The organism is Paenibacillus sp. RU5M (assembly GCF_900221055.1).
Taxonomy (GTDB): Bacteria; Bacillota; Bacilli; order Paenibacillales; family Paenibacillaceae; genus Paenibacillus; species Paenibacillus marchantiae.
Genome location: NZ_OBQM01000005.1, coordinates 395,678 through 421,245, shown reverse-complemented (window position 1 = coordinate 421,245; position 25,568 = coordinate 395,678). Strand labels below are relative to the sequence as shown.

Genomic DNA, 25,568 nt, shown 5'->3' with positions numbered 1-25,568 from the left:
TTCCACACGTACCCATCCCGAACACGACCGTTAAGCCCTCTAGCGCCGATGGTACTTGGACCGCAGGGTCCTGGGAGAGTAGGACGCCGCCAAGCGAATTCCCTTTGGGGTATTTTTTTTGCCCCCCTCGTAAGGAAAAGGAAAATATATTGGGGCCCTTAGCTCAGTTGGTTAGAGCGCACCTCTGATAAGGGTGAGGCCGGTGGTTCGAGTCCACCAGGGCCCACCATATAAGTTTTAAACCACAGTGTATGGGGCCATAGCTCAGCTGGGAGAGCGCCTGCCTTGCAAGCAGGAGGTCAGCGGTTCGATCCCGCTTGGCTCCACCATTCCCTGATAGCTCAGTTGGTAGAGCACTCGACTGTTAATCGAGTTGTCACAGGTTCGAGCCCTGTTCGGGGAGCCATTCAGGAGAGGTGTCCGAGTTGGTCGAAGGAGCACGATTGGAAATCGTGTAGGCGCCAAAAGCGTCTCGAGGGTTCGAATCCCTCTCTCTCCGCCAGATAGAATTTTGTTACTGTGGCCCGTTGGTCAAGGGGTTAAGACACCTCCCTTTCACGGAGGTAACAGGGGTTCGAATCCCCTACGGGTCATATATATGGAGGCTTAGCTCAGCTGGGAGAGCATCTGCCTTACAAGCAGAGGGTCGGGGGTTCGATCCCCTCAGCCTCCACCATATAGTTTTTAAATAACGACGCGGGGTGGAGCAGCCCGGTAGCTCGTCGGGCTCATAACCCGAAGGCCGCAGGTTCAAATCCTGCCCCCGCAATTATACTTTCTTTCAAGAAAGTGATCTGGAACCGTGGTGTAGTTGGCCTAACATGCCTGCCTGTCACGCAGGAGATCGCGGGTTCGAATCCCGTCGGTTCCGCCATTTTTACTCAAGAATCACATTTACACCGTGCCGGTGTAGCTCAACTGGTAGAGCAACTGACTTGTAATCAGTAGGTTGGGGGTTCAAGTCCTCTCGCCGGCACCATTTATTGCATTTACCTCTGAATTTATAATAGAATGTATATTGTAGTTTCAGATGGGAATACTGAGATACTCTCAGCGAATGTAAGGGATAGCTTATGGCGATCGTGGCGAAGTGGTTAACGCACCGGTTTGTGGATCCGGCATTCGGGGGTTCAATTCCCCTCGATCGCCCCATGTTTTCTTAATGGGGATTAGCCAAGCGGTAAGGCAACGGACTTTGACTCCGTCATGCATAGGTTCAAATCCTATATCCCCAGCCATTTTAGTTTTAATTTGAGTCATTAGCTCAGTTGGTAGAGCACCTGACTTTTAATCAGGGTGTCGAAGGTTCGAGCCCTTCATGACTCACCATTATATTTTGCGGTCGTGGCGGAATTGGCAGACGCGCACGGTTCAGGTCCGTGTGGGCTAACCCCCGTGGAGGTTCGAGTCCTCTCGACCGCACCATATATTTTGCGGAAGTGGCTCAGCGGTAGAGCATCGCCTTGCCAAGGCGAGGGTCGCGGGTTCGATTCCCGTCTTCCGCTCCAATATTTGCGCCCTTAGCTCAGCTGGATAGAGCGTTTGACTACGAATCAAAAGGCCGGGAGTTCGAATCTCTCAGGGCGCGCCATTATTTTCATAAGTATCGGGATGTAGCTCAGCTTGGTAGAGCACCTGGTTTGGGACCAGGGGGTCGCATGTTCAAATCGTGTCATCCCGATTTTTATATGCGGGTGTAGTTCAATGGTAGAACTTTAGCCTTCCAAGCTAATAGCGTGGGTTCGATTCCCATCACCCGCTTCATGGTAACATCAAAGAGAGCTCTTGCTTATTGCAAGGGCTCTTTTTGATATAGTAATCTTAAATAAGAAAATAGTGGGAGGACTTATGAAAAATAAAATAGAAGTGCCAAAGATTCTCCTGGAGCTCGATGACTTATCATTAGTTTTAGAAGCATGGGAGAGTAAAGAAGAAATCAAACATGGACGATTCAGCAATATCTCTATTGAGAATCAGAGCGCCAGCAGAGTTTCATTCGATAAAGTGGTCTTTGAGAACGTGATCTTCAGCCAGTCCTCTCTCCCCGAAGTTGAGCTTACTGATGTGATTTTTGATAAATGTGATTTATCCAATATGGACTTTAACGGTTCTTTCCTCCACCGGACAGAATTTAGAAATTGTAAATTGCTTGGTACCAATTTTGCAAATAGCAGGCTCCAAAATGTAAGCTTTCAGGGCTGTGTAGCTGACCTTTCTTTATTTCGATTCTCCAAGTTTAAACAGGTGAAGTACACGGAATGTTCTCTGGTGAGTGGCGATTTCTTTCAAGCTACAGCCCAAAAATTGGAGTTTTCTGAATGCAATATAGACCAAGCTCTTTTGTCGGGTGTAAAGCTTAAGGGAGTGGACCTTAGTGACTGTAGCTTTGAAAGGTTAAATGTAGATATTGAGGATCTGGACGGGTGTATCATCTCAGATGCTCAGGCCGCCTCTTTTGTTGGATTATTAGGCTTAATTGTGAAGTAGGTTTGATTATGCGAGTGATCTTTGTTTAAATGAAGAGATCAATGAATGTAGAATATCATGCTTTCACTGAAAAAAGGAGGCGTATTATGAAAAGGGCTCTCGTTATTGGAGGAAATGGAACATTAGGCAAAGCTGTTGTTGCGAAGCTTCAGGAGTATTCCGTTGAGGTCATTACAGCCGGCAGGCAATCCGGGGACTACCAGGTGGATATGACCTCGACAGAGAGTATTACATCCCTCTTTGAAACGGTGACTAATATTGATTATGTCATTGTTGCAGCAGGCCAGACCCATTATGCGAAGTTGGAGGAGCTGACCCCTGAGAACAACATGATTAGTGTGCAGGGGAAATTACTTGGTCAAGTTAACATCGTCTTGATTGGACAGCACTACATCAACGATAAGGGAAGTTTTACGCTGGTCAGTGGCATTATACAGGACCATCCCATTCTGAAGGGCGCGTCCAGTGCTATGGTCAACGGTGCAATTGATTCGTTTGCCAAAGCAGCAGCGTATGAGTTGCCCCGAGGTATACGTCTGAATTCGGTTAGTCCTAACCTGTTTGTTGAATCTGCAGAGAAATATAAGGGTGTGTTTATTGGATTTAATCCAGTGCCTGTGGAGCGGGTCGCCAATACGTTTATCCAGAGTGCACTTGGTATCGAAACAGCCCAGAACTTTAAAATATATTAACTGTAAGGAATATTAAATAAAGGAGATCAACAGAATGTTCCTGTTGATCTCCTTTTGTTTTGGATGGAAATGGATGTAGGCTTGAATGGGCACATAAACCAAACATATCATTGTATGTTTAAGCGATACGGTATGGGAAGGGGAAAGACCATGATTCGTTTCATTAAGAACATAGACATGCCCATTTTCCCCGTTGCCTTTAAACCGCTAGATACCATACTTAGACTTATACGGTATGGGCAGCAACAACCAATTAGTATCTTTCCAAGATGAGCTGAGTTTTCAGGCCATCGGCAGGAATGAGCCAGTTTTTGTTTGCTAACACTTGCATCAGTTGAGTACGCAGTCCAGAAACAGCTGTAGAATCTGCTGTTTTGAACGAGATCTCAACGATATTCTCTACACCTGAGCCAGTTGCGTTGCGAATTGGCCATACTTCAAGGGTGAGTTCCTGTCCATTCCATGTGCCTTCATAACGTTGGAACGTTACCGGGCCGTAGGCACGGGATGCCGTGAGTTGTTGTTTACCCCAGTTGGAGGAGGACCAGTTTTTTAATTTGCCAGGCAGCTTGTCCAATAACATGCTCAAGGCTTCCTGCTGTGATGGAAGTTGTACGCCTGTAGCGTTGGTATCCACCTTTTTCGTGTTGGAGAAGCTTAATGTTTGTTTGCCATATCCCCAGTCAATTTCAGCCTCGTAGTTATCATCTGACGCATTAAATCCCTCTTGGTTAGCCAGAGTCAACGCCGCATTAACATCACCATTGATGACAGGATAGCGCTTTTTATAAGTCAGTTCATAATTGTTCTTGTCATCCTTCTTCCGAAAACGGACATCCCATCCTGCTTGATTTAGATTGAGTGCGTTAGTGTCGAAATACTCTGCACTAATGTTTCTTGCTGTGGAGTTCAAGCCAAGTGTCTGAATGACTTCACTGCGTGGTGTCCCATCTGTGTTCAATACCAGCTCCGGCTTAGCCAGGAACTTCACTTCATAAGCAGGAACGGCGTTTGCTGCTGCTGAGGCCTGTGGTGCTTCCAGAAACGTCAGTCCACTTCCCAATGTCACGATGCTCAGCATGAATGAGGCGGTTACCTTTTTCCATTTTTTCAAAACCAATCACTCCCTAGGCTGGATTAACGTACAGACCCACTTTATCGTCCGAGTATGTGAAAGCGATTAAATGGAAGGGCTCGTTGCGTTAACCCTGCATAGATTTGATGAATGCCAAGCGATAGTTTATATGGGATAGCGGGATCATGAATTAAAAAGAGAGATGCTGTGGCTCATGTCCCGCAGTACTTCCTTGAAGCGGTTGACCTGGACGGAAGGATGACGATCTTTGTTGTGGACGGTGTAAATATGCCGCGGAGCCTGCTCCCCCGGAATGGGGAGGACCTTGATCAGTCCATGCTGTTCTTCCCACTGTACGGCCATTCGTGACATGAACGAGATATGACCGCCGAGTAGAACCAACTGCTTGATCGCTTCCAGAGAGTCCATCTCAACGGTGCTCCGCAGACGAATATCATGTTGCTCCAGCCATTGGTTGGTTAAACGGCGAGTGCTGGATTCATCCCCATGCAGTGCAAAAGGAACCTGTGCCATATGCTCAGGTTTCAGCACATCCCTCTGAGCCAAGGCATGCTGTGGTGAGCAGATTAATACCAGATCGTCTTCACACAACGTCTCTGCTTGCAGCACCGGCCCTACAAACGGTTCGGAAGAGATTACACCCAGATCAATCTGGTGACGGATCAACATTTCGCGGATAACGGGTGAAGGTTTGACCGATAACATAATTCGAATACCGGGGAATTCCTGAGAAAATGTATTCAAAATAGGTGGCAGCAGATACGTGGCTGGTACATAGCTCGCTCCAATGTGCAGGGTGCCCCGATAGAGGCTGTCATATTCCTGTACTACTCTGCGCGCCTCCTGGGTCAGGGCATTGATTTTGACGGAATAGTGTAAAAGGGCTTGTCCAGCTTCGGTTAGAAATGTCTTTCCACTACGCGATTCGAATAATCGCACCCCCATCTCTTCCTCCAGAGACTTCATATGAAAGGTAACAGTAGGCTGCTTGATACCGAGAAGCTCGGCCACGCTAGTCATATGATGATGCTTATCAATGAGTTCAACAATTTGCAGTTTAATCAGGTTCAACGAACTCAACACTCCTCTCAGGTAACTTTTAATCACCTTATATAGATTTAATCTATGAAGATCAACAGAATTCATCTAAAAAGTTAATTCCAATTTTACATTTCTAACATACAACTCGCGAAAGCGGACGTTAGACTGAGAACAGTACAAGAAGACAGGCAGGGATGCTTATGAAAATGGAAATTAGGGGAATTCAAAAATCATTCAATCGCACTCCCGCGCTGCTGCCCACGGATTTAACACTTCAGCATGGACAGTTTACGACGCTGCTCGGCCCATCCGGCTGCGGTAAAACGACGTTGCTGCGCATGCTGGCGGGGCTGGAGCAACCGGATGCGGGAGAAATCGTCGCGGATGGCAAGAGTTTCTACTCGGCGACGAAGCGAATAGATGTACCGACACATAAGCGTAATCTGGGCATGGTGTTTCAGGATTTTGCATTATGGCCGCATATGACTGTATACGAAAATGTGGCGTTCGGCTTGAAAGCCGGAAAGCAAAAATCGGATCTGCGCCAAAAGGTGACCGAAGCACTAAGCATGGTTCGCCTGCAAGGCATGGAGGATCGTTTTCCTCATCAGCTGTCGGGAGGACAGCAGCAGCGGGTTGCTTTTGCCAGAGCGGTAGCAGTAAGACCGGGGATTATCCTGTTCGATGAGCCACTAAGTGCACTGGATGCCGTGCTGCGGGAAGAGATGCGAATTGAGATGATGTCATTGGTACGGGATATGGGATTGACAGCGCTGTACGTCACCCATGATCAGGTTGAGGCGATGTCGATGTCGGATGAGATTGTGGTGATGGAGAAGGGGCGGATATTGCAAAAGGGAACCCCGGAAACGATCTACGCATCGCCAAGCGATCCTTTTGTTGCTTCGTTTATCGGAAAGTCCAACTGGCTTACGCCTAATCAGTCCATGGTGAGACCGGAACATGTCTCCTGGAGCAAAACAGGTCATGACGATCTGTGTTATCAGGCGGTAGTGCTCAGCGTCAGTTATGTAGGAGAGCGTTATGAAATTCGGGTGCAGATGGAGGGACTGGGTGTATGGACAGCCTATCTGGATCGAAGAGTACGCGTAGGAGAGAAGGTTCAGCTATATGTAGCCCCGGAGCGGATTTGCCGAATGAACGGACAAGACACTCCGAATGTGAAGCCGAGAGAGTTCATCGCAGCAGCCAACTGATCATGATGAGCATACAGCGTGAGTTTGCAGAAACTTGAATACTAATATAATCAGAAACCAAGGGAGATGGAATGAAAATGTTGGGTATGAAAACACGGAAAAGAAGCGCAATGCTATTATTATCAGCGGTAATGAGTATCAGTTTGTTCGGATGCAGCACAGGTAATTCAACTACCGGGAATGCGGGTCAAGCTGCTGGGGAAGGCAGTACGGCTACTGCATCGGCGGAAACAACAAAACCAGCTGGCGGTAAGCTGGTATTGTACAGTGCAGGACCTCAGAAGCTGGCGGATAACATCATCAGCGGATTTACAGCCAAGACGGGCATTGAAGTGGAGATGTTCCAGGGTACGACAGGCAAAATTCTGGCTCGCATGGAAGCTGAAAAATCTAATCCGATAGCGGACGTGGTTATCCTGGCCTCCCTGCCTTCGGCACAAGCACTGAAAGCAGATGGTCTGACACTCCCATATCCTGATGCGGAGAATGCAGACAAGCTGAACAAGGACTGGTCGGATGCCGACGGCAACTATTTTAGCTCCAGTGCTTCGGCACTTGGAATTGTCTACAATACGAAGCTGGTGTCCACGCCACCAACCAGTTGGGCTGAGCTGGCAACACCTGCCTGGAAAGATGTTGTGAACATTCCTGATCCTACACTGTCCGGTTCTGCACTGGACTTCATTACGGGATACCTGAGTGTGAATGGAGATAAAGGCTGGGATTTGCTGGACAGCTACAAAGCGAATGGTGTAGCGATGGCAGGAGCGAATCAGGAAGCACTTGACCCGGTAATTACGGGAGCGAAGAGCATCGTAGCGGCTGGTGTGGACTACATGGCGTATTCCTCCAAAGCCAAAGGTGAACCGCTGGACATCATATATCCAGAGGAAGGGACTGTAATCAGTCCAAGACCGGCAGCGATTCTGAAATCGAGTCAGAATGTGGAGAATGCCAAGGCGTTTATCGACTACCTGTTGTCTGATGAGGCACAAAAGCTCGTTGCAGATGCTTACCTGATTCCGGGTCGTGAAGACATCGAGGCGACTAACCGGGCAAATCTGAAAGATATCCCGCAGCTTAAAGTGGATTGGAACTGGATGAGTGAACACGGAGATGAGACAGCGGCACGTTTCTCCGAGACTTTTAAATAAGAATAGTGTTATGACCTAACGATTGAGTAACTAGAGCAACTAGAGTGAAGAGACGATTGTTTTGTGGAAGTCATGTGAGGTGAAATCGTAGTGAAACCTGGTGTAATAGACAACAACCGTATTTTTCGGAGAGTGGGCGTGATTCTGGCCCTCTTTCTGCTGACGATAAGCATTGGTGTACCGCTCTTGCTGATTTTCTGGGAAAGTGTGTATCCAGACGGGCAGTGGGATTGGATGGCTCCGATTCGGACCATTACCGGACAGCATTTATCCGGGGTGTTGCTGAATTCCGTCTGGCTGGGGATCTGCGTGGTAGCTGTAACAACGCTGCTGGCATTGCCACTGGCCTGGATGATGGCGAAGACCCGCATGGGTCAGCATCGCTGGGTGGACGTAATCCTGATGATTCCGTTCATGACCCCGCCGTATATCGGCTCCATGGGCTGGATTCTGTTTATGCAAAAAGGGGGATACCTGCAGCAATGGGTGCCCTCCGCTGCGAGCTGGAGTGAGTTGTTCTTCAGTTTCTGGGGCATGGTGCTCATTATGAGCCTACATCTGTTCCCTTTCCTATATCTATTGCTTCGGGATGCCATCATTCGCATTGGAGGCAACCTGGAAGAAGCGGGAGCGGTGCACGGGGGACGTGCGGGATACCGATTCAGACGCATTATTTTGCCACTGCTGTTGTCTTCCTATGGCATGGGGATCATGCTCGTCTTTGTCAAAACGATTGCGGAATTCGGAACACCGGCCACCTTCGGGCGCCGTATCGGTTATTATGTCATGACATCTGAGATTCACAAGTATATCTCCAGTTGGCCGATTGATTTTGGCAAGGCAACCTCGCTTGCATCGGTGCTGCTGTCGGTCTGTCTGGTGATGTGGTACATGCAGTCTGCCATGAGTCGGAAGTTCACGTACCGTCTGGTAGGGGGCAAAGGGCAGCGATCAAAACGATACTCCCTACGCGGCGGAGCGGGTTGGTTGTGCGGGTTGTATCTCGCGTTGCTGCTGATTCTCTCGGTGGGCATTCCGTATTTCTCGATTATTGCTGCATCGACTATGAAGCTGCGCGGCGCGGGATTGTCCTTCGACAATCTGACGCTGGATCACTACCGGGAATTGTTGTCCTGGGGATCGGTCAGTATGAAAGCAATCGGGAACAGTCTGGGGCTTTCACTGGCAGCTTCGACGGTTGCGGTTATTATCGGTACAGGTTTTGCACTGACGATCGGTAAATCATCTTCCTTTATGCAGCGTGTCATTGACCTGTTTAGTCTGCTGCCGAATACGGTACCTGGCATTGTCATGGTGGTGGGTCTCATCCTGTTCTGGAATTCACCATGGATGCCGTTCACCCTGTACAACTCGTACGGAATGGTTGTTCTGACGTATGTGGTGCTCTTCCTGCCGTACACGGTGCAGTATGTCAAATCAAGCTTCACTCAGATCGACGGAACGTTGTTCCAGGCGGGTCAGGTCTTTGGCGGAAGACCGTTGTATATTCTGCGGCGCATTCTTCTACCACTGATCATTCCCGGTATGTTGGCCGGGTGGATGATGACATTCACCATTGCCACGCGGGAGCTGGTGGGATCACTGTTGATTTTGCCTCCATCGATGCAGACATCGGCTACGTATATTTTTGCTCAATTTGAACAAGGTCAGGTTTCATTGGGAATGGCGATGGCCGTGGTTACTGTCGTTATGACGGTACTGATGTTGCTCGGCATTGAAGTTCTGAATTCGAAGAGAAAGTGGAATGCATCATGATCAAACTGAAGGTATGGGGCGGCGCCGGGGAACACGGGCGCTCTGCCTATCTCCTTAGAGGGAGCAGGGTTCAACTTTTGCTGGATTGTGGCGTGAAAAAAGAAGGAGCCGGCGAGTATCCATTGATTGAACCGGAAATCGTTAAAGAGCTGGATGTGGTTTTGCTGTCTCATGCCCATGAGGATCATTCTGTCGCTATTCCATTGCTTTATAAGATGGGGTATCAGGGTGAAGTATGGACGACGCGGGAAACCAGAGAGCAATTGGACACCTACTTCAGAGCTTGGCGAAGAAATATGGAGAGGGCAGGACACATGCTCCCATACGAAGAAGGTGATGAACAATTGATTCGCTACCGATTTTTGGAGGATGAAGCCGAGGGTGGAAGCTGGTTTGAAATGGTCCCTGGCGTCTCGGTGGTGTGGGGGCGCAGTGGACACCTTGCAGGATCGGTATGGCTCGGACTGGAAATGGAGGATAAGCGGATATTCTATTCCGGTGATTATACCTCCGAATCCATGCTTTTGCAGGAGGATTGTCCAGCGGATGTATTCTGGCAGGCAAGGGTACCACGTAACAAGCGTGGATTCGATACTCCGGTTAGTCAACGTTGGAAAACGGATATACGAACCGCCGTGAATGGTGGGCATGTCTTGGCAGGAGAGCCATCCGCGTCGCAGACTCTCCCCTTTGCTGCATCCGAAGGGGTATTACGATCCCATGTATCAGCAGGGAGAACTGTGGAGCAAGGGGATTCCTATGCCGTATCCAAGGGAGTCGAAATGAACCAAGCATCTTCATCCGGTTTGCTCGATTTGGTGATTATGGATGCTGCCTATGGAACAGATCGCGATACGCAGGCCAACAAGCTGGAACAGCTGGAGCAGGCCATTCATGAGACCATTGCCCGGGGTGGAAAGGTGCTAATGCCTATGCCCTCAGTGGGTCGTGGTCAGGAAATCATGCTGTGGGCACAGCAGCAGTTCCCGGACGTTCCAATTGTAGTGGAACAAGGGCTGGTGGACGGTCTGAAGCAGCTTTTACGTGCTCCATATTGGCTAAAGGAAGAGGAAGAACACATATCGGGCTCTGTAAAGGAAGCAATTGAGCGTTTTTTGAGGGGTTATGGTTGGGAAATGCCTGTAACAAAGGAAAATCGAGAGCGGCTACTGCATCAACATGCTGCCTCTTTGTGGTTCATTCCGGACGGAATGATGCAGTCCTCTCTTGCTCGCTGGTACTATAGCCAGTTTGCGGACGATGAACATAATCTGGTACTGCTCACTGGGCATGTCTCTGCCGGCACCTATGCTTACAGGCTTTTGCAGAATCCTGCAAAACACGGAGCGTGCGAGGTACGGAAAATTCGTTATAAGGTGCATCAGGGTTGGAAGGATGTCGAGAGAATGCTGCATCAGGTTCCTGCGAGGCATACGGTACTTGTGCATGCGGATCGGGCAGAGACGGATAAACTGAGAGAAGGCTTGCTCAGCGGAAAATCGGTCTCGGGGAAAGGGATTTTGCATTCGCTATCTCCTGGAGATGAGCTGTATCTGTAAGTTGAATTGGATAAAGATTGGATCTATGTAGGGCGTCCCTGGGGACGTCTTTTTGAATGTGAATTTTTAATAAAAAAAAAGCATGATGAGAAGTTATGCTTCTCATCATGCATGGGAGATGATTCAAGGGGAGAATCATCTGGAAATCATCCGCTGTCTTTTAAAATTAGATTAGGGCTCGCGCTGAATAGGATGCTCCAGCTCTGAATGGCCCATCAAGCTATCGAGGGCTTCACCGTCCACCAGGATATCGATACTTTCTACTTCATCGTATTGAAACATCGTCTGGGTCAGTGCATCCAATGCAAGCAGCTCGCCACTGGTTCCCAATTTGGCCTCATCCGGAATATGAACATCCAAAGTGACTTTGCCCTCACCGTACTGTAGGGAGAGCAATTCGACTTTTTCCCAGAGGGATACGAGCTCCGAATCGGTATTTTTTTGTAAAGCTTCAAATGTTTTTTTGTATTTCTCGGAATCGTCCTTGTATTCAATTTCCTGCTCTTTTTTCTCAAGTTCCAGTACCTGGGCATCTGCGAAATACACATCAACCGCTTTTGTGTTCATTGAGCCCAGATCCACCTCTGTTTCGGATGGGTTTGGTGACTGTCCTCCCTGAACAGCAGGTTCGGCCGATCCGGATTCACTGACTGGCTTCTGAGCACAACCAATGCCAACTATCATTAAGAAGCATAAGACGAGTGCACATCCCAATTTCGTTTTCAATGGATCACATCCTCCAGCATATTTTCATTATGTTTTATCATTTAATTTATACCCAGATATTCCTTAATCCCATCTGCTATCGCTTGAGCCGCTTTCATCTGAACAACATCGGAAGACATCAGTTCTTCATCCATAACATTACTCAGGAATCCCACTTCCAAAAGTACTGCAGCCATGGTCGTATCTCTGATCACTTCCAAGTTGCCATTTTTCACACCACGGTCTTTGAGCCCCATGGCTTTAACCAAACGTTGATGAATGATATTGGCTAATTCCTTGCTGCTGCTGCGTTGATAGTAGAACGTCTCTGTACCTGTCGCCTGGGGTGAGGACTCCACATTATTGCCATGGATAGATACAAAAACATCCGCGTTTAATTGATTAGCGAGCCGAACACGCTCCGGGCGAGTGGGGTAAGTATCACCGTCACGAGTCATCACTAATTCGATATCCGGCTCATTGAGAAGCAGTGCTTGTACTTTGAGAGCCAATGCCAGATTATATTCTTTCTCGGGTTTGTTGGTGATGCTGGTTGAACCTGGATCTTTACCCCCATGGCCTGGGTCGATGACAACAACCTTGCGTCCTGAATCGCCTACAGGAGTTACAGGAACGGATGTGACGTTATCTCCCGAAACATTTAGATCGATAATTAGTTTATCGGCAATGATGTTCTGGCTGTACTGTACATCCTTCACCTGATTCAATTCAACGACAATTCGAACTTGACCAGGGTCTTGTTTAAAAAGAGAATATCTAACTTCCGTTACATTGGGGTATGCGTCCACATCCAATTTACCATTCATGTTTTGATTCAAAGGTTGCGATAGATCACCAAACACTGCTCCGGGCAGATCCACGACCAGACGATCGGGATTCTTCAAAGTCGTCATCACTGGTTTGGATTCACCATCCATAGACACGACGAGCTGATTGTTGGCAAATTGGATATCGGTAACATGTGTTAGCGATGCTGGGTTACCGTTTCCTGAACCGTTGCCCGGCTCAACATTGGGCTCTTTACTGGTGGCGGTGTTGATTAAGTATACAATCTTCTCCTTGTTGTTCCATTTCACGTTGAGTCCCATTTGTTCACTGACAAATCGAATGGGTACCACCATGGTGTTATTTAAAATGAGTGGAGCTGTGTTCAGGGTAACTTGCTTGTCAGCGACCATGGCTTGCTTTTGATCAACGGTTAAAGAAATCGTATTGTCATTTTGCTGGATCTTTACATTGCGTGTATTTTGATTCCAATCCACTTTGAATTTCAAATTTTCGGCAACGACACGAATCGGAATCATAACATTCTTATTCACGATGGTCACCTGAACGTCACTTGGGAGGATTAATTCCTCGCCGTCCAAGAAGATTTTCGACGTGCTTGCAGCCGCATTTCCCTGATGAGGGAGTACAACCAGAATGAACAGACTCAAAAACAGGAGTAAAATCGATTTTTTCATTATGCACCTCTACTATTTAGATCGTTACTGTATGGAATACTTATCCAGCTTAAACCATTCGGCAAACTCATTACGGCTGATTTTCTTAACAGGCTTCACCTTGTTACTCTCTATGCTATACCTATAAAGTATCATTTGATCAGACGGGTACTCACTGATGTAATCTAGCATTTTTCCGTTTTTTTGCCACAAAATCAGATTGGTACTAATATAATTGGTTGCCCTTGGTAGGTATACAAAGCTCTCTTTCTGAACATTGTAGATGGCTATTGGGCTTTTGGAGGGATCTCCGTAAGAGAAGGCTATCTGATCTTCGTTGGGTGCCCAGTTATAGTCGGCAATCGTTTCTATGTTTTTCTTGCCTGCTTTTTTCAATCGGTCATTTAATTCCGTCACTTCACCCGTTTGAAGGTTAAGCAGCATCAGAGTGTTTCCTGAGCTACGTTCTGCGTGTATAGCAAGCCATGTATTGGAGTTAGAGGCAACAACACTTGTGATATCGAGCCAATTGTCCTCCAAGTCACTCGTTTCAATCGTATATTTCTGGCTCCCCTTGGTGACGACAATGGATTGAATTACGTTTTGTTCAAATGTGGGCATACCTTCCAACTTCACTGTAGTAGCGGTTAAAGTAATATTTCCTCCTTTCAAGATGATTTTGTTGGTACTGTTGCTCTTTTTAAACGGTTTGACGCTTGAATAGATGGAAGGAGTTACAGAAGGCGCATTAACGGAACGTTGTGAAATTTGTTCTGGTGCAGCTGGTTTGGCACCAACAATAGATGACGATGTAGTCGTCAATCCCCCCAGTAATAACACAGTTGAAAACCAAATAGCAGCGTTGTTCATCTGAGTATCTCCTTCCGCTGGTGACAGCTTATAACCCTCAACATGTCGATTCCAAAATATACCTTCGTTATATAAACGGTAAAATTGTAAAAATGTTTCTTTTTTGATCGTTATTTATCTATTTTTATTTATAGAAGCATCTTGTGAGCATTCCAGTTCGGACAAAGGTTGGAAGAGTGTAATTAAATTTCATAAAATATTTGACTTGTGAAATTTTATATCATATACTGGGTGAAATTATGGCAGGATGACGTGTTCATCGGGTCTGGTGGGAGGTTGTGAATGGATGGATACAGGCAGCTATCCGATGTGGGAGCAATATCGCTTGAAACGGGAGCATTACATCATTGGACTGATGTCAGGCACGTCCCTCGACGGGACGGATGCGGCATTGGTGCGTATTCTGACAGATGACAGCGGGGCATTGCAAAAGATCGATCTGGTTGACTTCGTCTGCGTACCTTACTCCAATGAGTTGAGAGAAGTGCTGATTCGACTATGTTCACCGGAGACGGCACGTGTGGATGAGCTGACGGCTGCACATTTTGGCGTATCGGAGTGGTATGCTCAGAGTGTCAGAGAGCTTATTCGATCCTCAGGAATCTCATCCGGGCAGGTGGATGCGATCAGCATGCACGGACAGACCGTATGGCACGCACCTGTAGCTTCGGCTTTTCCAGGGCCAGCAGGCGAGAGTCTTCCAGTGGTGTCCACGTTGCAGATTGGCGAAAGCGCCGTTGTACGTGAACGAACGGGCCTGCCAGTGATCGGCAATTTGCGGGCCCGGGATATGGCGGCTGGCGGGGAGGGGGCGCCCCTTACCCCTTACGCCGATGCGTTGATGTTCCGCAGCCCGGAGGAAGGACGATTGGTGCAAAATATCGGCGGTATTGGCAACGTTACCGTGCTTCCATCAGCGACTTCTAATGAAGGCATTTCGGCTTTTGATACGGGACCTGGCAATATGGTGATGGACGCGATCGTACGCCAGGCGACTGGTGGGCGGCAGCACTATGATCCAAATGGAAGCATCGCCGCACAAGGAAAGTTTGATCAGGATCTGGTGGATCTGTGTTTGGACGATACCTATTTCAAAAGGCTGCCTCCCAAGAGTACCGGACGTGAAGTGTACGGTGCAGCATATGCAGTACGCTTGATGGAGATGGCCGCTGCGCGTTCTTTATCCCTGGAGGATACGCTGGCTACCGCCACTTGTCTGACCGCGGAGACGATCGTGTGTGCAGTGAAGGATTTTATCCTGCCCAAGGTGCACATATCGGCCATGCTCGCCTGCGGTGGTGGCACTTCCAATGCCACGTTAATGGAGATGATCCGTCAGAGACTCCCGGAAGGTATCCGTTTGGAGCGAACAGCGGACTATGGTATACCAGATGATGCCCGTGAAGCGATTGGATTTGCCCTCCTTGGCCATGAGGCACTTATGGGCAGAACCAACACGCTCCCGGCAGTAACCGGCGCGAAACACGCCGTAATATCGGGCAACCTGACACTGTAGTGCAGCATGGCTTTTGAATGAGTTGAATAAGCAAGGGCGTTTAATCAATTAGACTCTATTGGAATTATAGGATAAAATGCTTGTACATGAAGGCAGTACGGAAAGGAGGAGCGGATGGAAGGCATGAAAGGTGGACTTGTACGTTTACGCGCATTAATGGATGACTTGACTCCGTCGGAACGGAAGATCGGTGCTTACATTCTCGATCATCCCCAAGAGACGGTTCAGTCCTCGGTGGCACAGCTGTCTGAACGGAGCGGTGGCAGCCCGGCTGCCATTATCCGTCTCTGCAAATCACTGGGTGTAACGGGTTTCCAGGAGCTGAAGCTGAAGATTGCCGGAGATTTGCAGACAGGTGAGCAATACCAATATACGGAGATTCGTCCCCAGGACTCCATGGAGAGCATTATTCAGCATGTGTCCGCAAACAATATTCAGTCGGTGAAGGATACCGTTCATATTTTGGACCCGCGTCTGGTGGAGCGGGCAGTGGATGTTCTTCATCGGGCGAACCGGATCTTTTTCTACGGGGTGGGGGCCTCCAACCTGATTGCGCTGGATGCACACTACAAGTTCATGCGAATCAATCGCACAAGCTTTTCGTTCGCCGATCCGCATATGCAGATTTCGTCCGCAACGACGCTTCGCGAAGATGATGCGGTGGTATGTATCTCGTATTCAGGGGAGACTTCGAACGTGATCTCCTGTCTGAAGCATGCTCGTGAAGGCGGCGCTGCAACGATTAGCATTACCAAGTGGGGGAGCAATACGCTCAGCAGTTTGGCGGATGTACCCCTGATGATTACTTCCACCGAAAGCGATATCCGGAGCGGAGCAACTTCGTCACGCATCGCACAGCTGAACGTGATCGACATTTTGTATCTGGCGATTGCCAGCCGCGACTACAACCAGTCGGTGGAATATTTGGAGAAGAGCCGGCAGGCTATTCTGGAGCATAAGTGAAGTAGAACCATATGAATCCCTTTCTGTTTATACAGAAGGGGATTTTTTTGACGGATTATATTCGCTTTTAGTATAAAAAAATTAAAAAAAGAGCCCAGACTAATGTCGGGCTCTTCTCTTTCAACCTCTAGGAATACTTCTGTACGGCTCAGGAAGGACCCACAATGGCGGCGCGGACAAATCCGTCAGCCAGATCCAGTCTTCGCTGAGCTTCCACGGCGTCCACGCCTGCCATCAGCATGACGATTGCCGTTTTTACATGACCGTCTGCACCGGCAAAAGCCTGTTCAATGTCCGCTTCGTTCGCTCCGGTTGCCAGATGAATCATGCGTTTGGCCCGATGGACAAGCTTTTCGTTCGAAGGGTTCAGATCGACCATGAAATTACGGTAAACCTTGCCCAGACGAATCATGGCGGTAGTCGTGAGCATGTTCAAAATCATTTTCTGGGCGCTGCCTGCCTTCATGCGTGTTGAACCCATGACAACCTCTGGACCCACAACAGCCTCGATGCTCACATCAGCCAAAAGGGTCATCGGTGTACCAGCGTTGTTACTCAGGCTAATTACCGTAGCTCCGATCTCTTTGGCGTGTCTCATCGCACCAAGCACATATGGCGTTCGGCCACTGGCTGCAATGCCAACCACGACATCGTTTTCGTCTATTCCATGTTCATCAAGGTCTGCGGCTCCCAATTCCTCGCTATCCTCAGCACCTTCAACCGGGTCCTTCACTGCCCTGAATCCTCCTGCAATAATACCCTGCACCATGGAGGGAGGGGTTCCGTAAGTAGGAGGGCATTCCGAAGCGTCGAGTATTCCCAATCGTCCACTTGTACCTGCGCCTACATAAAATAGCCTGCCGCCAGATTGAAAGGCCTCCAAAATCAGGTCCGCCGCTTGGGCAATGACCGGAATCAGGGGCTGAATGAGCTCCGCAATTCGTTGATCTTCCTTATTAATTAACTCCATAATTTCTGCCGAAGGCAATTCATCTATATGATCCGTTAGTGGATTGGGTTGTTCCGTTAGTAGTGAGTTCAGCATGTGATTCATCCGTATGGCCTCCTTCTCTCTTTTAAAATGATTCATTCAAGGAACAGCGTCTTCTTGCCAGTTGTGCTGCACCAATCGCTGGAGCAGGGGCATCTTCACGATATACAAAGTCCAACTCTTCATAATATCCCGATAACTTCTGGATAAATGTAGTTCGGAAAAGTGCAGCGTATCGAAACAATGATCCAGACAGGACAACCTGAGTGGATGCAAATTCGGGATGACGGGCAATCAGCGCCTTGGCGGTATCCGCCAATTGTGCGGCCTCATCGATGATCAGTGCCCGGGCGGCCTCATCCCCGGATTCAGAAGCCTCTATAGCCAGACGGGCGATGGATGCGGTCTCGGTTTTGCCCCAATCCGTCTGGTACACCCGTGCCTTTAACTCCGATATATCCCGAAGGTTCAGTTTCCTTAGAAGAAGCGGGGTTAAACGGGTTGGAGGAAGAACACCGTCATAGCTCTGCATTACCACTTGGAGTGCACGCTGCCCAATACGATAGCCGCTCCCCTCATCTCCGAGCAGATGACCCCAGCCTCCTGCACGGTATCGCTCTCCTTCCAGCGTAAAACCGTACACGATGGACCCTGTTCCAGAGATGCACAATACACCGTGAGTATGTCCGAGAGAGGCCATCAGAGCAATCTCTCCTTCGGATACAACCCAGACTGGACACCCTTTTGATCCCTGTCGATTCCGAATCTTCATATAGTTATTAACTGCGTCGGCTATAAGTTGCCGTTCTTGGATCGTATCTACACCTGACATGCCGAGGCATATACCTTCACAATTTGTCGATAAATCAATTTTTAGATTAAATAGCTGTTCCAGCACTCGTTGCAGTTCGGAAAGGGCCTGTTCCAGTGGTACGCTGTGAGGATTTGTGGGACCGCCGCTGAGCCGGGCGAGAATTTCGCCAAACTCAGAAATGATTGCTGCATCAGTATTGGTACCGCCTCCATCTACGCCTACATATACTCGCAAAGTGGCTCACCTCGATTGCTTGAGTTTTCTTTTTACATAGTATAGAGGCATAAAATGAAAAAGTAAAATTAAATTTTATAATAAAAAATAATGTTGAATTTTTATTTCATAGCTCATATAATGAACTCAATCTACAATTTTGGAAGGAATTAATACTGTTAATGTTAACTAAGTTGACGTTAATATTGCATTTAAGAGATTAATCCTGCGTACGTTCAGGTCTAATCCATAAGGGAGGTGCATTTTCCTTACTGCCACGCTCAATAATCTGTTAAGTCGTTTAAGGATGGATGATTTCAAAAGGGGTAGCATGGTTAGGCAATGCAATTATCGGGAGACGACACGCGAAGGAGATGAAGGGATGAAAAAGAAGGGTCTGGTATGGGCAATGTTGTTGATGATGGTCTGGGTTACTGCCTGCGGGAATAGCGGGGGCGCTGCTTCAGATGATCCCAATGCAGAAGATACGGTGACCGTATGGACTTATCCAGTACATGGGACATATGAAGATGAACTGAAGGATCTGATCGTTGATTTCAATAAAGAACACCCGAACATTACCGTGAAGACGGAAATGCTCTCCTGGGCGGAAGGGCCCAAAAAATTCGATGTCGCTCTGAACGCGGGCAACCCGCCGGATCTTTACTTTCATAGTGTAGACGGCACATATGTGAATACGGGATTGGCACTTGAGCTGGACAGCTACCTGACACCTGAGATCAAGGATGACTATCTGCCAGGTACGCTTGAATTAGGTCAGATCCAAGGGAAACAGTACGGACTGCCGTTGTATCAATTCCAATGGGCATGGGGTGGCAACAAACGCATTCTCGAGGAAGCGGGTATTGACTGGAAATCCATTCAGCAAAATGGCTGGACCTGGTCCGAATTCAACGCTGCCGCAGCCAAGCTGACCAAAACGCTGGATGGTGGGGCTAAACAATATGCACTGGTTACCGACGGAACCTCGCTTGATTTCATTGAAATGTTGTCCCGAAACAACGGTATGATTGACGTTCTCGATAAAGCTGGCACATTCCAATGGAATGATGGCCGCATTCTGGATACTCTCTCTTTTATCAAAAATCTGATGGATCAAGGTTATATGCCGAAAGAAACGGCTGCTCTTGCTCCAGCAAAACGGACGGATATGTTCTACGCGGGTGAAACGGCGATCATCTCCAAAGCGATTCCTTATTATGATGTGATGATTCAGAACCGCAACAAGGATATTGATGACGGCAAGGTACAAGGGGAGAAAATTGATTTTGTCCTGCTGCCTGTACCGCATAATGATGATCAACCTGCGGCAACAACGATGGGTGGCGAAGGGTATGTAGCCTTCAAACAGAAGAAGGACAAAGGTGAACAGCATGCTAAAAATACGTTCCTGGTTATGGAGGCACTCAGTGGTGCCAAAGCAGGGAACTCGGCCAATGAACTGGCGCTTCCATTCGTAAGACAATCCCAGGTGGATCTGTTTAAAGGAAAAGAACTTGGTCAACCGGATAATCTAGCTGCTGCAAAAGTCATGGCAGAGAATATCGCTATGCCGGTTGTACTGGAACTGGATATCGACAAAGCATCACAGCAAAAACAATTCAAGGAACAAGTTGTGAAGCCTAACATTCAGGCGCTGTTCTCGGGTGAGAAGACACCGGAGCAGATCGCAGAAGACTTCAAGAACAAAGGCCAGCAGATGTTTGGACAATAACTCGGACCATACAACATAACGCAAAACTACACTGATTAGGAGAGGAGGATTCGCCATGCAGACCGCCCTTGCGCCAAAACCGTCTGTGCCCCGGACTTCCCGGGTTGCCCGGTTTTGGCGAGACTACGGGTGGGCGTATTTGTTTATTTTGGCGCCTGTCCTGCTGTTTCTCATTTTCACACTGTATCCCGTTCTGACGGCTCTCGTGATGAGCTTCCAGAAATACAACATTATGAACTCGACGTGGGTTGGGTTGGATAACTACGAGCGACTGGTGAAAGATGAGACGTTCTGGAAGTCGATTAAAAATACACTCATCTTTACTGTAGGTACGGTACCGGTCAATATTCTCATTACATTTGTACTGTCCTACTTCATCTACCAGATGAAAAGCAAGTGGCAGACGTTCTTCAAAGCAACATTGTACCTGCCTGCGGTAGCATCCGGAGTAACCATCTCCATCGTATGGCTGGCGATCTTTGACCCGACAGATTCTGGACTGCTGAACCGCTTCCTCGGCCTGTTAGGCCTTGATCCGGTGATCTGGCTGGGCCAATCGGGAACGGCACTCTTTTCACTCATTCTGATGAACTGGCTCGGATCGCACGGAGCGGGCATTATTCTGTATCTGGCAGCCATGGGCGGTATTCCGAAATCGCTGTACGAAGCGGCGGATATTGATCATGCCAGCGGCTGGACCCAGTTCAGCAAGATTACATGGCCGCTCCTCAAACCAACGACGCTGTATCTGCTCGTGACAGGTGTGATCACGTCTTTCCAGGTGTTCATATCGGTATATCTGATGACACAGGGTGGACCGAACTTTGCGACAACAACGATCGCTTATCTGATCTATGAGACGGCATTCAAGTTCTATGAGTTCGGATTGGCTTCTGCACAGTCGTTCGTTCTGGCGATTATCATTATTGTCATCTCCGTCATCCAGTTCAAATATTTCTCCAGCGATATTGAGTATTAGAGGTAGTTCAAAACACGTACTATTAGAGCATGTTGCATTAAGCATCCGGGGGTGAATGAAATCCATGAAATCAACACAGAAAAAGACACTGCTTGTCGTTGCATCCATTCTGCTGGTGGTTTGGGCACTGGTGACGGTCATTCCGATGTACTGGATGCTAGTCGGTTCGGTGCAGGATAGTGCGATGTCGGCTTCCTTCAAACCGCAGATGATCCCGGAGCAGCTGTCGTTATCACCATATGAGCGCTTTTTTGCCAAAACTGATGCCTGGCGATGGCTGTACAACTCGCTGCTCATCTCGGTCATTCTAACCGTGACGAATGTGTTCTTCGCCTCCCTGGCGGGATATGCGTTCGCCAAACTGAAATTTCCGGGAAGTCAGGCGGTATTCTGGACCTTGCTGGGCACGATGATGATTCCGGCACAGGTGACGCTGATTCCCTTGTATATTCTGATGGTCAACGTGTTTGACCTGGGAGATACGTATACGGCCATTATTCTGCCTGCTGCGGTCAGTGTGGGCAACATTTTCTTGATGAAACAGTTCATGTCAACGCTGCCCACATCACTGATTCATGCGGCACGTATTGATGCATGCAGTGAGTTCGGCATCTTCTGGAAAGTGATTCTGCCGATGGCGAAGCCAGGGATCGCGGTGCTGGCGATTTTCACGTTTGTAGCTTCGTGGAATGAATTTTTCTGGCCATTCCTGATCACTAACTCCAACGAGATGCGCACCGTTCAGGTGGGGCTGGCTTCGTTCGTATTTGCCGAATCAACGGATTTCGGCGCAATGATGGCAGGGGCAACAATTGGTGCGCTGCCGATGATCATTCTGTTTTTCTCACTGCAACGTTATTTCCTACAGGGCATTACGATCGGTGCAGTAAAAGGTTAACTCCTATATATGTTCAACTAAACATTTACACCATAACGGAGAGGACAGAAATAACCTGAAGAAGCGAAGGCGTTCGCCTAAAGCTTTCTAAAAGAAAGCTACATCGGAAGCATACGCTATCACCGGATTTCCCCTTCTTATAAAGGAATCAAAGAAATCTGGGGATAACAGCGATCGGAAGGTTGTTCTGTCATCGGAGTGCCAGTGTAAATATTCGTTAGTTGAACTTATATAGTTCAGGACAAGCGACAACGTAAAGGGGGATCTACCTATGGCACGCGTGGAGTTTCGCCAAGTGCGCAAAGAATTCAAAGACGATCATAAAGGAACGTTCACGGCTGTGGCCGGCTCGGACTTTGTTATAGAGGATAAGGAATTCGTGGTTTTTGTGGGTCCTTCGGGCTGTGGCAAGACGACATCACTGCGGATGATTGCGGGACTGGAAAAACAGACGAGTGGCGATATTGTCATCGGGGAACGGGTCGTGAACGACCTGCATCCGAAGGATCGCGATATCGCGATGGTATTTCAGGATTATGCACTTTATCCGCATATGACGATACGTGAAAATCTGTCCTTTGGTCTGAAAAATCTCAAGAAACCAAAATCCTATATTGATGAACAGGTACAGAATGCGGCCGCCATTCTGGGGCTGGAGGCGATGCTGGAGCGCAAACCGCGCGAGCTGTCCGGTGGTCAGCGCCAGCGTGTGGCGGTAGGTCGTGCGATCGTCCGTGATCCGCAGGTGTTTCTGTTCGATGAGCCGCTCTCCAATCTGGATGCGAAGCTGCGGGTACAGATGCGGGTGGAATTGGGCGAACTGCATAAGCGGCTCGGTGCCACAATTGTATACGTCACGCATGACCAGGTGGAGGCCATGACACTTGGGGAGCGAATCGTGGTCATGAATCATGGAGATATCCAGCAGGTGGCTTCACCTAAAGAATTGTATGCGAGTCCGCGTAATATGTTTGTTGCCGGATTTATCGGTTCCCCGGCAATGAATTTCATTGATGCCCGGATTGAAGGCACGCAGGTTGTTGTGGACGGAGCATCATTCACCTTGCCAGAAGATGTACTGGCTCGTCTTCAGAGCTATCAAGGCAAGCCGGTGATTATGGGTCTGCGTCCAGAGCATATTTTTGGTGACGATGTCGCTCCGAATATCCCAACAGATCATACGCTGCAGGCGCGGGTTCAGGTTGTAGAGCATCTGGGCTCCGAGAATCTAGTGTATTTCCATTTGGGTGCCCGTACCGTTACGGCCAAGGTTCACCCGGAAACACATGCTTATGTAGGGATGGACAAAAATTTTGTACTAGACCTGCGTAAGGCACACTTTTTTGACCCAGAGACGGAACTGGCGATTGGACGGGAATAAGAAACGAGCTGCAAGAAAGGGAGTGTGGGGATGCGTAAGCTGAGTGAAGTGTTGGTCAAGTCGGGGGCGGAAATCTATCGGGATATTATTCCGGTGGCCCTGTACAGTGTTGTCAGCTCCATCGTGCTGGTACCCATTCTGATGTTTGCTCCGCTGCCAATCGCGGTGCTGCTTTTGGCCGTGATTTATATGCCAATCCTGTTCGGTGTCAGTTATGCCGTGCATCACAGGCTGGAACGCAAGGAACGCCGCAATGGGCTTAAGGATATCTGGAAAGGAACGATGAAGGGATTCATCCCGGGAGGGGCAGTAGGTGTGCTTTTCGCCGTGCTTGGCTTCATTCTCTGGTCAACCTGGTGGTATTACGGCGGACAGGGCGGGATTACAGGCACAGCGGTGAGCATGTTCCAAACGTTCTTCGTCCTCATGGCGCTGATGTCGCAATTCTATACCTGGCAGCTTGTTTTGCAAAAAAACATGGGCATCATTCAGGCGATGGGGGAAAGTGTGAAGCTATTCTTCCGTCATCCGGGGTACACGATGGGAGCCTGTTTTCAGGCGCTGTGTCTGACGGCTTTGCTAATGCTGACGGTTGTTGGCTTCGGAGCGTTGTTCGCGGGCATGTTTGCCATCTATCAGCATAAGGTCGCCCTTAATGTGCTTGAACCTGAAGAGGAACCTGTCACATCTGGCGGCAATGACCACCAACATACGGGGTGGATCAGCCCGGGGAATGTGTGATGGGCACTACGAACGTAAAGGGAACGATGGACGGATGCAATGATAGTGACGTATGCAAGGAACCAAGGCTAAGGGATGGCATCAGGCGGGATGGATTCAAGCGGAGAGCCAGGGTAAGCACTGGAGCAGATCTTTTGTCCAGCGGGTTATCCCACCCATGGTTAACGAATGCGCGTATTGGCCTGATGACAAACCCCACGGGAATTACGGCTGATTTTGTCTCTACGGTGGATGTGTGTGCCGGGTTGGCAGATGCCCAGCTTACTGCGCTTTATGCGTGTGAGCACGGTCTGGATGGTGAGCTTCAGGCTGGTGTCCGATTCGGGGATACGGTGCACCCACGTCTGGGCATCCCTGTGTTCAGCCTTTATGGGGAACACAAGAAGCCTACATCTGCGATGCTGGCTGAGGTGGATACGGTGCTGTTTGATATCCAGGATGTGGGCGTTCGTTATTACACGTATGCATCCACTTTGTTCTACATGATGGAGGCCTGTGCCGAAGCAGACAAACGTCTGCTGGTGCTGGACCGCCCCAATCCGCTGGGCGGAGACGCGGTGGAAGGCGGCCTGCTGAGCGCGGGGTATGAATCACTCGTTGGCGCTTGGCGTGTTCCTGTCTGCACCGGACTGACGGTCGGTGAATTGGCTCTGTTGGTGAACAGTGAGATGGACGTACCCTGCGAATTGGATGTCATTGCAATGGAAGGATGGCAGCGCTCCATGGAGTTTACGGATTGTGAGCTTCCCTGGATGCTCCCCTCTCCCAATATGCCCACGCTGGACAGTGTGCGGGTGTATGCGGGTACTTGCCTGTTCGAAGGCACCAATGTATCAGAGGGCAGGGGCACGACCCGCCCATTTGAGTGGATTGGGGCACCCTGGATTGAGGGTGAACGACTGGCGGAACGCTTTCGGGAACACAGACTGGAGGGTGTGCATGTGCATCCGGTGTACATGTCGCCAACCTTCTCCAAGCATGCAGGTGAGCTGTGCGGAGGTGTGAGAATTTTCGTGACAGACAGCAGTGCATTCCGGGCGGTAGATACAGGTCTGGTGCTTTTGCATGAACTGGCATCGCTCTATCCGGGGCAATTTCGCTGGTTGGAGCCACCACAGCCGGGTTCCCGTTATTTTATTGATCTGTTGACCGGAGGCAGGAAAGTCAGGGATATCATTCATGACCGTGAAGAATTAGTACGCTTGATGGAAGCGTGGAATGCAGAGGCAGAGGAATGGAAGGAACGGCGGAAGCCGTTTTTGCTATACCCATAAAGA

21 protein-coding genes, 17 tRNA genes and 1 rRNA gene are annotated in these 25,568 nt (G+C 48.8%); 32 read left to right on the top strand and 7 right to left on the bottom strand.

Features of this window, described 5'->3' with window-relative positions:
• The 20 genes from rrf to CRO25_RS17970 form a co-directional block, all read left to right on the top strand.
• Window positions 1-95, top strand: a 5S ribosomal RNA gene (gene rrf / locus CRO25_RS18065); the annotation flags it as partial.
• 57 nt (window positions 96-152) lie between these two features.
• Window positions 153-229 (top strand) — tRNA-Ile (locus CRO25_RS18060).
• 24 nt (window positions 230-253) lie between these two features.
• Window positions 254-329 (top strand) — tRNA-Ala (locus CRO25_RS18055).
• Between the two features lies 1 nt (window position 330).
• Window positions 331-406: transfer RNA gene (locus CRO25_RS18050), tRNA-Asn, on the top strand.
• Between the two features lie 4 nt (window positions 407-410).
• Window positions 411-502: transfer RNA gene (locus CRO25_RS18045), tRNA-Ser, on the top strand.
• Window positions 503-521: 19 nt separating this feature from the next.
• Window positions 522-593, top strand: a tRNA-Glu gene (locus CRO25_RS18040).
• A gap of 7 nt (window positions 594-600) precedes the next feature.
• Window positions 601-676, top strand: a tRNA-Val gene (locus tag CRO25_RS18035).
• Between the two features lie 19 nt (window positions 677-695).
• Window positions 696-769, top strand: a tRNA-Met gene (locus CRO25_RS18030).
• 27 nt (window positions 770-796) lie between these two features.
• Window positions 797-874: transfer RNA gene (locus CRO25_RS18025), tRNA-Asp, on the top strand.
• Between the two features lie 29 nt (window positions 875-903).
• Window positions 904-979, top strand: a tRNA-Thr gene (locus tag CRO25_RS18020).
• A gap of 97 nt (window positions 980-1,076) precedes the next feature.
• A tRNA-His gene (locus tag CRO25_RS18015) sits at window positions 1,077-1,152 on the top strand.
• An 11-nt stretch (window positions 1,153-1,163) separates the two neighbouring features.
• Window positions 1,164-1,238 (top strand) — tRNA-Gln (locus CRO25_RS18010).
• A 15-nt stretch (window positions 1,239-1,253) separates the two neighbouring features.
• A tRNA-Lys gene (locus CRO25_RS18005) sits at window positions 1,254-1,329 on the top strand.
• Window positions 1,330-1,338: 9 nt separating this feature from the next.
• Window positions 1,339-1,425, top strand: a tRNA-Leu gene (locus CRO25_RS18000).
• 8 nt (window positions 1,426-1,433) lie between these two features.
• Window positions 1,434-1,508: transfer RNA gene (locus tag CRO25_RS17995), tRNA-Gly, on the top strand.
• Between the two features lie 6 nt (window positions 1,509-1,514).
• Window positions 1,515-1,591, top strand: a tRNA-Arg gene (locus tag CRO25_RS17990).
• A 16-nt stretch (window positions 1,592-1,607) separates the two neighbouring features.
• Window positions 1,608-1,681 (top strand) — tRNA-Pro (locus CRO25_RS17985).
• A gap of 9 nt (window positions 1,682-1,690) precedes the next feature.
• Window positions 1,691-1,761 (top strand) — tRNA-Gly (locus tag CRO25_RS17980).
• Window positions 1,762-1,848: 87 nt separating this feature from the next.
• Window positions 1,849-2,487, top strand: coding sequence for a pentapeptide repeat-containing protein (locus tag CRO25_RS17975; RefSeq protein WP_079695910.1), 639 nt, complete (start codon window positions 1,849-1,851; stop codon window positions 2,485-2,487).
• Between the two features lie 86 nt (window positions 2,488-2,573).
• Complete coding sequence (locus CRO25_RS17970; RefSeq protein ID WP_072734997.1) at window positions 2,574-3,179, top strand: short chain dehydrogenase; 606 nt, start codon at window positions 2,574-2,576, stop codon at window positions 3,177-3,179.
• Window positions 3,180-3,432: 253 nt separating this feature from the next.
• On the opposite strand, the gene CRO25_RS17960 is transcribed toward CRO25_RS17970, so the two are convergent.
• Both CRO25_RS17960 and CRO25_RS17955 read right to left on the bottom strand, forming a co-directional pair.
• Window positions 3,433-4,293: a CYTH domain-containing protein gene (locus CRO25_RS17960; RefSeq protein WP_097115791.1), complete on the bottom strand. Its 861-nt coding sequence runs from the start codon at window positions 4,291-4,293 to the stop codon at window positions 3,433-3,435.
• Between the two features lie 144 nt (window positions 4,294-4,437).
• Window positions 4,438-5,346, bottom strand: coding sequence for a LysR family transcriptional regulator (locus tag CRO25_RS17955; RefSeq protein WP_079695908.1), 909 nt, complete (start codon window positions 5,344-5,346; stop codon window positions 4,438-4,440).
• Between the two features lie 170 nt (window positions 5,347-5,516).
• On the opposite strand from CRO25_RS17955, the gene CRO25_RS17950 reads away from it, so the two are divergent.
• The 4 genes from CRO25_RS17950 to CRO25_RS17935 all read left to right on the top strand — a co-directional run bounded on the left by CRO25_RS17950 (window position 5,517) and on the right by CRO25_RS17935 (window position 11,022).
• The gene (locus CRO25_RS17950) at window positions 5,517-6,533 is read left to right on the top strand and encodes an ABC transporter ATP-binding protein (RefSeq protein ID WP_079695927.1); all 1,017 of its coding nucleotides are present in this window, start codon (window positions 5,517-5,519) and stop codon (window positions 6,531-6,533) included.
• A gap of 77 nt (window positions 6,534-6,610) precedes the next feature.
• Window positions 6,611-7,687 (top strand): ABC transporter substrate-binding protein, encoded by a 1,077-nt coding sequence (locus tag CRO25_RS17945; RefSeq protein WP_079695907.1) that lies wholly within the window; start codon window positions 6,611-6,613, stop codon window positions 7,685-7,687.
• A gap of 90 nt (window positions 7,688-7,777) precedes the next feature.
• Window positions 7,778-9,463, top strand: coding sequence for an iron ABC transporter permease (locus CRO25_RS17940; RefSeq protein ID WP_063568011.1), 1,686 nt, complete (start codon window positions 7,778-7,780; stop codon window positions 9,461-9,463).
• The gene (locus tag CRO25_RS17935; protein WP_256863675.1) at window positions 9,460-11,022 is read left to right on the top strand and encodes an MBL fold metallo-hydrolase; all 1,563 of its coding nucleotides are present in this window, start codon (window positions 9,460-9,462) and stop codon (window positions 11,020-11,022) included. Before CRO25_RS17940 ends, CRO25_RS17935 begins: the two co-directional genes overlap by 4 nt.
• A gap of 171 nt (window positions 11,023-11,193) precedes the next feature.
• Here CRO25_RS17935 and CRO25_RS17930 read toward each other — a convergent pair whose 3' ends face one another.
• The 3 genes from CRO25_RS17930 to CRO25_RS17920 are packed head-to-tail and all read right to left on the bottom strand — an operon-like array spanning window position 11,194 to window position 14,060.
• A complete protein-coding gene (locus CRO25_RS17930) occupies window positions 11,194-11,748 on the bottom strand; it encodes a GerMN domain-containing protein (protein ID WP_079695906.1) in 555 nt (184 codons plus the stop codon).
• A 41-nt stretch (window positions 11,749-11,789) separates the two neighbouring features.
• The gene (locus tag CRO25_RS17925; RefSeq protein WP_079695905.1) at window positions 11,790-13,211 is read right to left on the bottom strand and encodes an N-acetylmuramoyl-L-alanine amidase family protein; all 1,422 of its coding nucleotides are present in this window, start codon (window positions 13,209-13,211) and stop codon (window positions 11,790-11,792) included.
• A gap of 24 nt (window positions 13,212-13,235) precedes the next feature.
• Complete coding sequence (locus CRO25_RS17920; protein ID WP_079695904.1) at window positions 13,236-14,060, bottom strand: hypothetical protein; 825 nt, start codon at window positions 14,058-14,060, stop codon at window positions 13,236-13,238.
• 286 nt (window positions 14,061-14,346) lie between these two features.
• Here CRO25_RS17920 and CRO25_RS17915 point away from each other — a divergent pair, with 286 nt between their 5' ends.
• The gene (locus CRO25_RS17915) at window positions 14,347-15,576 is read left to right on the top strand and encodes an anhydro-N-acetylmuramic acid kinase (protein WP_079695903.1); all 1,230 of its coding nucleotides are present in this window, start codon (window positions 14,347-14,349) and stop codon (window positions 15,574-15,576) included.
• Window positions 15,577-15,699: 123 nt separating this feature from the next.
• Window positions 15,700-16,539: a MurR/RpiR family transcriptional regulator gene (locus tag CRO25_RS17910; protein ID WP_072735023.1), complete on the top strand. Its 840-nt coding sequence runs from the start codon at window positions 15,700-15,702 to the stop codon at window positions 16,537-16,539.
• 148 nt (window positions 16,540-16,687) lie between these two features.
• Here the strand turns inward: CRO25_RS17910 and murQ are convergent, their stop codons facing one another.
• Entirely contained in the window at window positions 16,688-17,593 is a 906-nt protein-coding gene (murQ, locus tag CRO25_RS17905; RefSeq protein ID WP_079695902.1) for an N-acetylmuramic acid 6-phosphate etherase, read from the bottom strand.
• Window positions 17,594-17,615: 22 nt separating this feature from the next.
• On the bottom strand, window positions 17,616-18,578 hold the full coding sequence (locus tag CRO25_RS17900) for an N-acetylglucosamine kinase (protein ID WP_079695901.1): 963 nt from the start codon (window positions 18,576-18,578) through the stop codon (window positions 17,616-17,618).
• A 361-nt stretch (window positions 18,579-18,939) separates the two neighbouring features.
• Between CRO25_RS17900 and CRO25_RS17895 the strand changes: the two genes are divergently transcribed.
• The 6 genes from CRO25_RS17895 to CRO25_RS17870 all read left to right on the top strand — a co-directional run bounded on the left by CRO25_RS17895 (window position 18,940) and on the right by CRO25_RS17870 (window position 25,565).
• Window positions 18,940-20,292 (top strand): ABC transporter substrate-binding protein, encoded by a 1,353-nt coding sequence (locus CRO25_RS17895; RefSeq protein WP_079695900.1) that lies wholly within the window; start codon window positions 18,940-18,942, stop codon window positions 20,290-20,292.
• Window positions 20,293-20,347: 55 nt separating this feature from the next.
• On the top strand, window positions 20,348-21,271 hold the full coding sequence (locus CRO25_RS17890; RefSeq protein ID WP_063568019.1) for a carbohydrate ABC transporter permease: 924 nt from the start codon (window positions 20,348-20,350) through the stop codon (window positions 21,269-21,271).
• Between the two features lie 64 nt (window positions 21,272-21,335).
• Window positions 21,336-22,169, top strand: a complete 834-nt coding sequence (locus tag CRO25_RS17885; RefSeq protein WP_062322342.1) for a carbohydrate ABC transporter permease — start codon at window positions 21,336-21,338, stop codon at window positions 22,167-22,169.
• Between the two features lie 271 nt (window positions 22,170-22,440).
• On the top strand, window positions 22,441-23,550 hold the full coding sequence (locus tag CRO25_RS17880; protein WP_079695899.1) for an ABC transporter ATP-binding protein: 1,110 nt from the start codon (window positions 22,441-22,443) through the stop codon (window positions 23,548-23,550).
• Between the two features lie 30 nt (window positions 23,551-23,580).
• Complete coding sequence (locus CRO25_RS17875) at window positions 23,581-24,291, top strand: hypothetical protein (protein ID WP_079695898.1); 711 nt, start codon at window positions 23,581-23,583, stop codon at window positions 24,289-24,291.
• On the top strand, window positions 24,291-25,565 hold the full coding sequence (locus CRO25_RS17870; RefSeq protein WP_256863674.1) for a DUF1343 domain-containing protein: 1,275 nt from the start codon (window positions 24,291-24,293) through the stop codon (window positions 25,563-25,565). The genes CRO25_RS17875 and CRO25_RS17870 overlap by 1 nt, the downstream gene beginning before the upstream one ends.
• Window positions 25,566-25,568 lie beyond the last annotated feature (3 nt).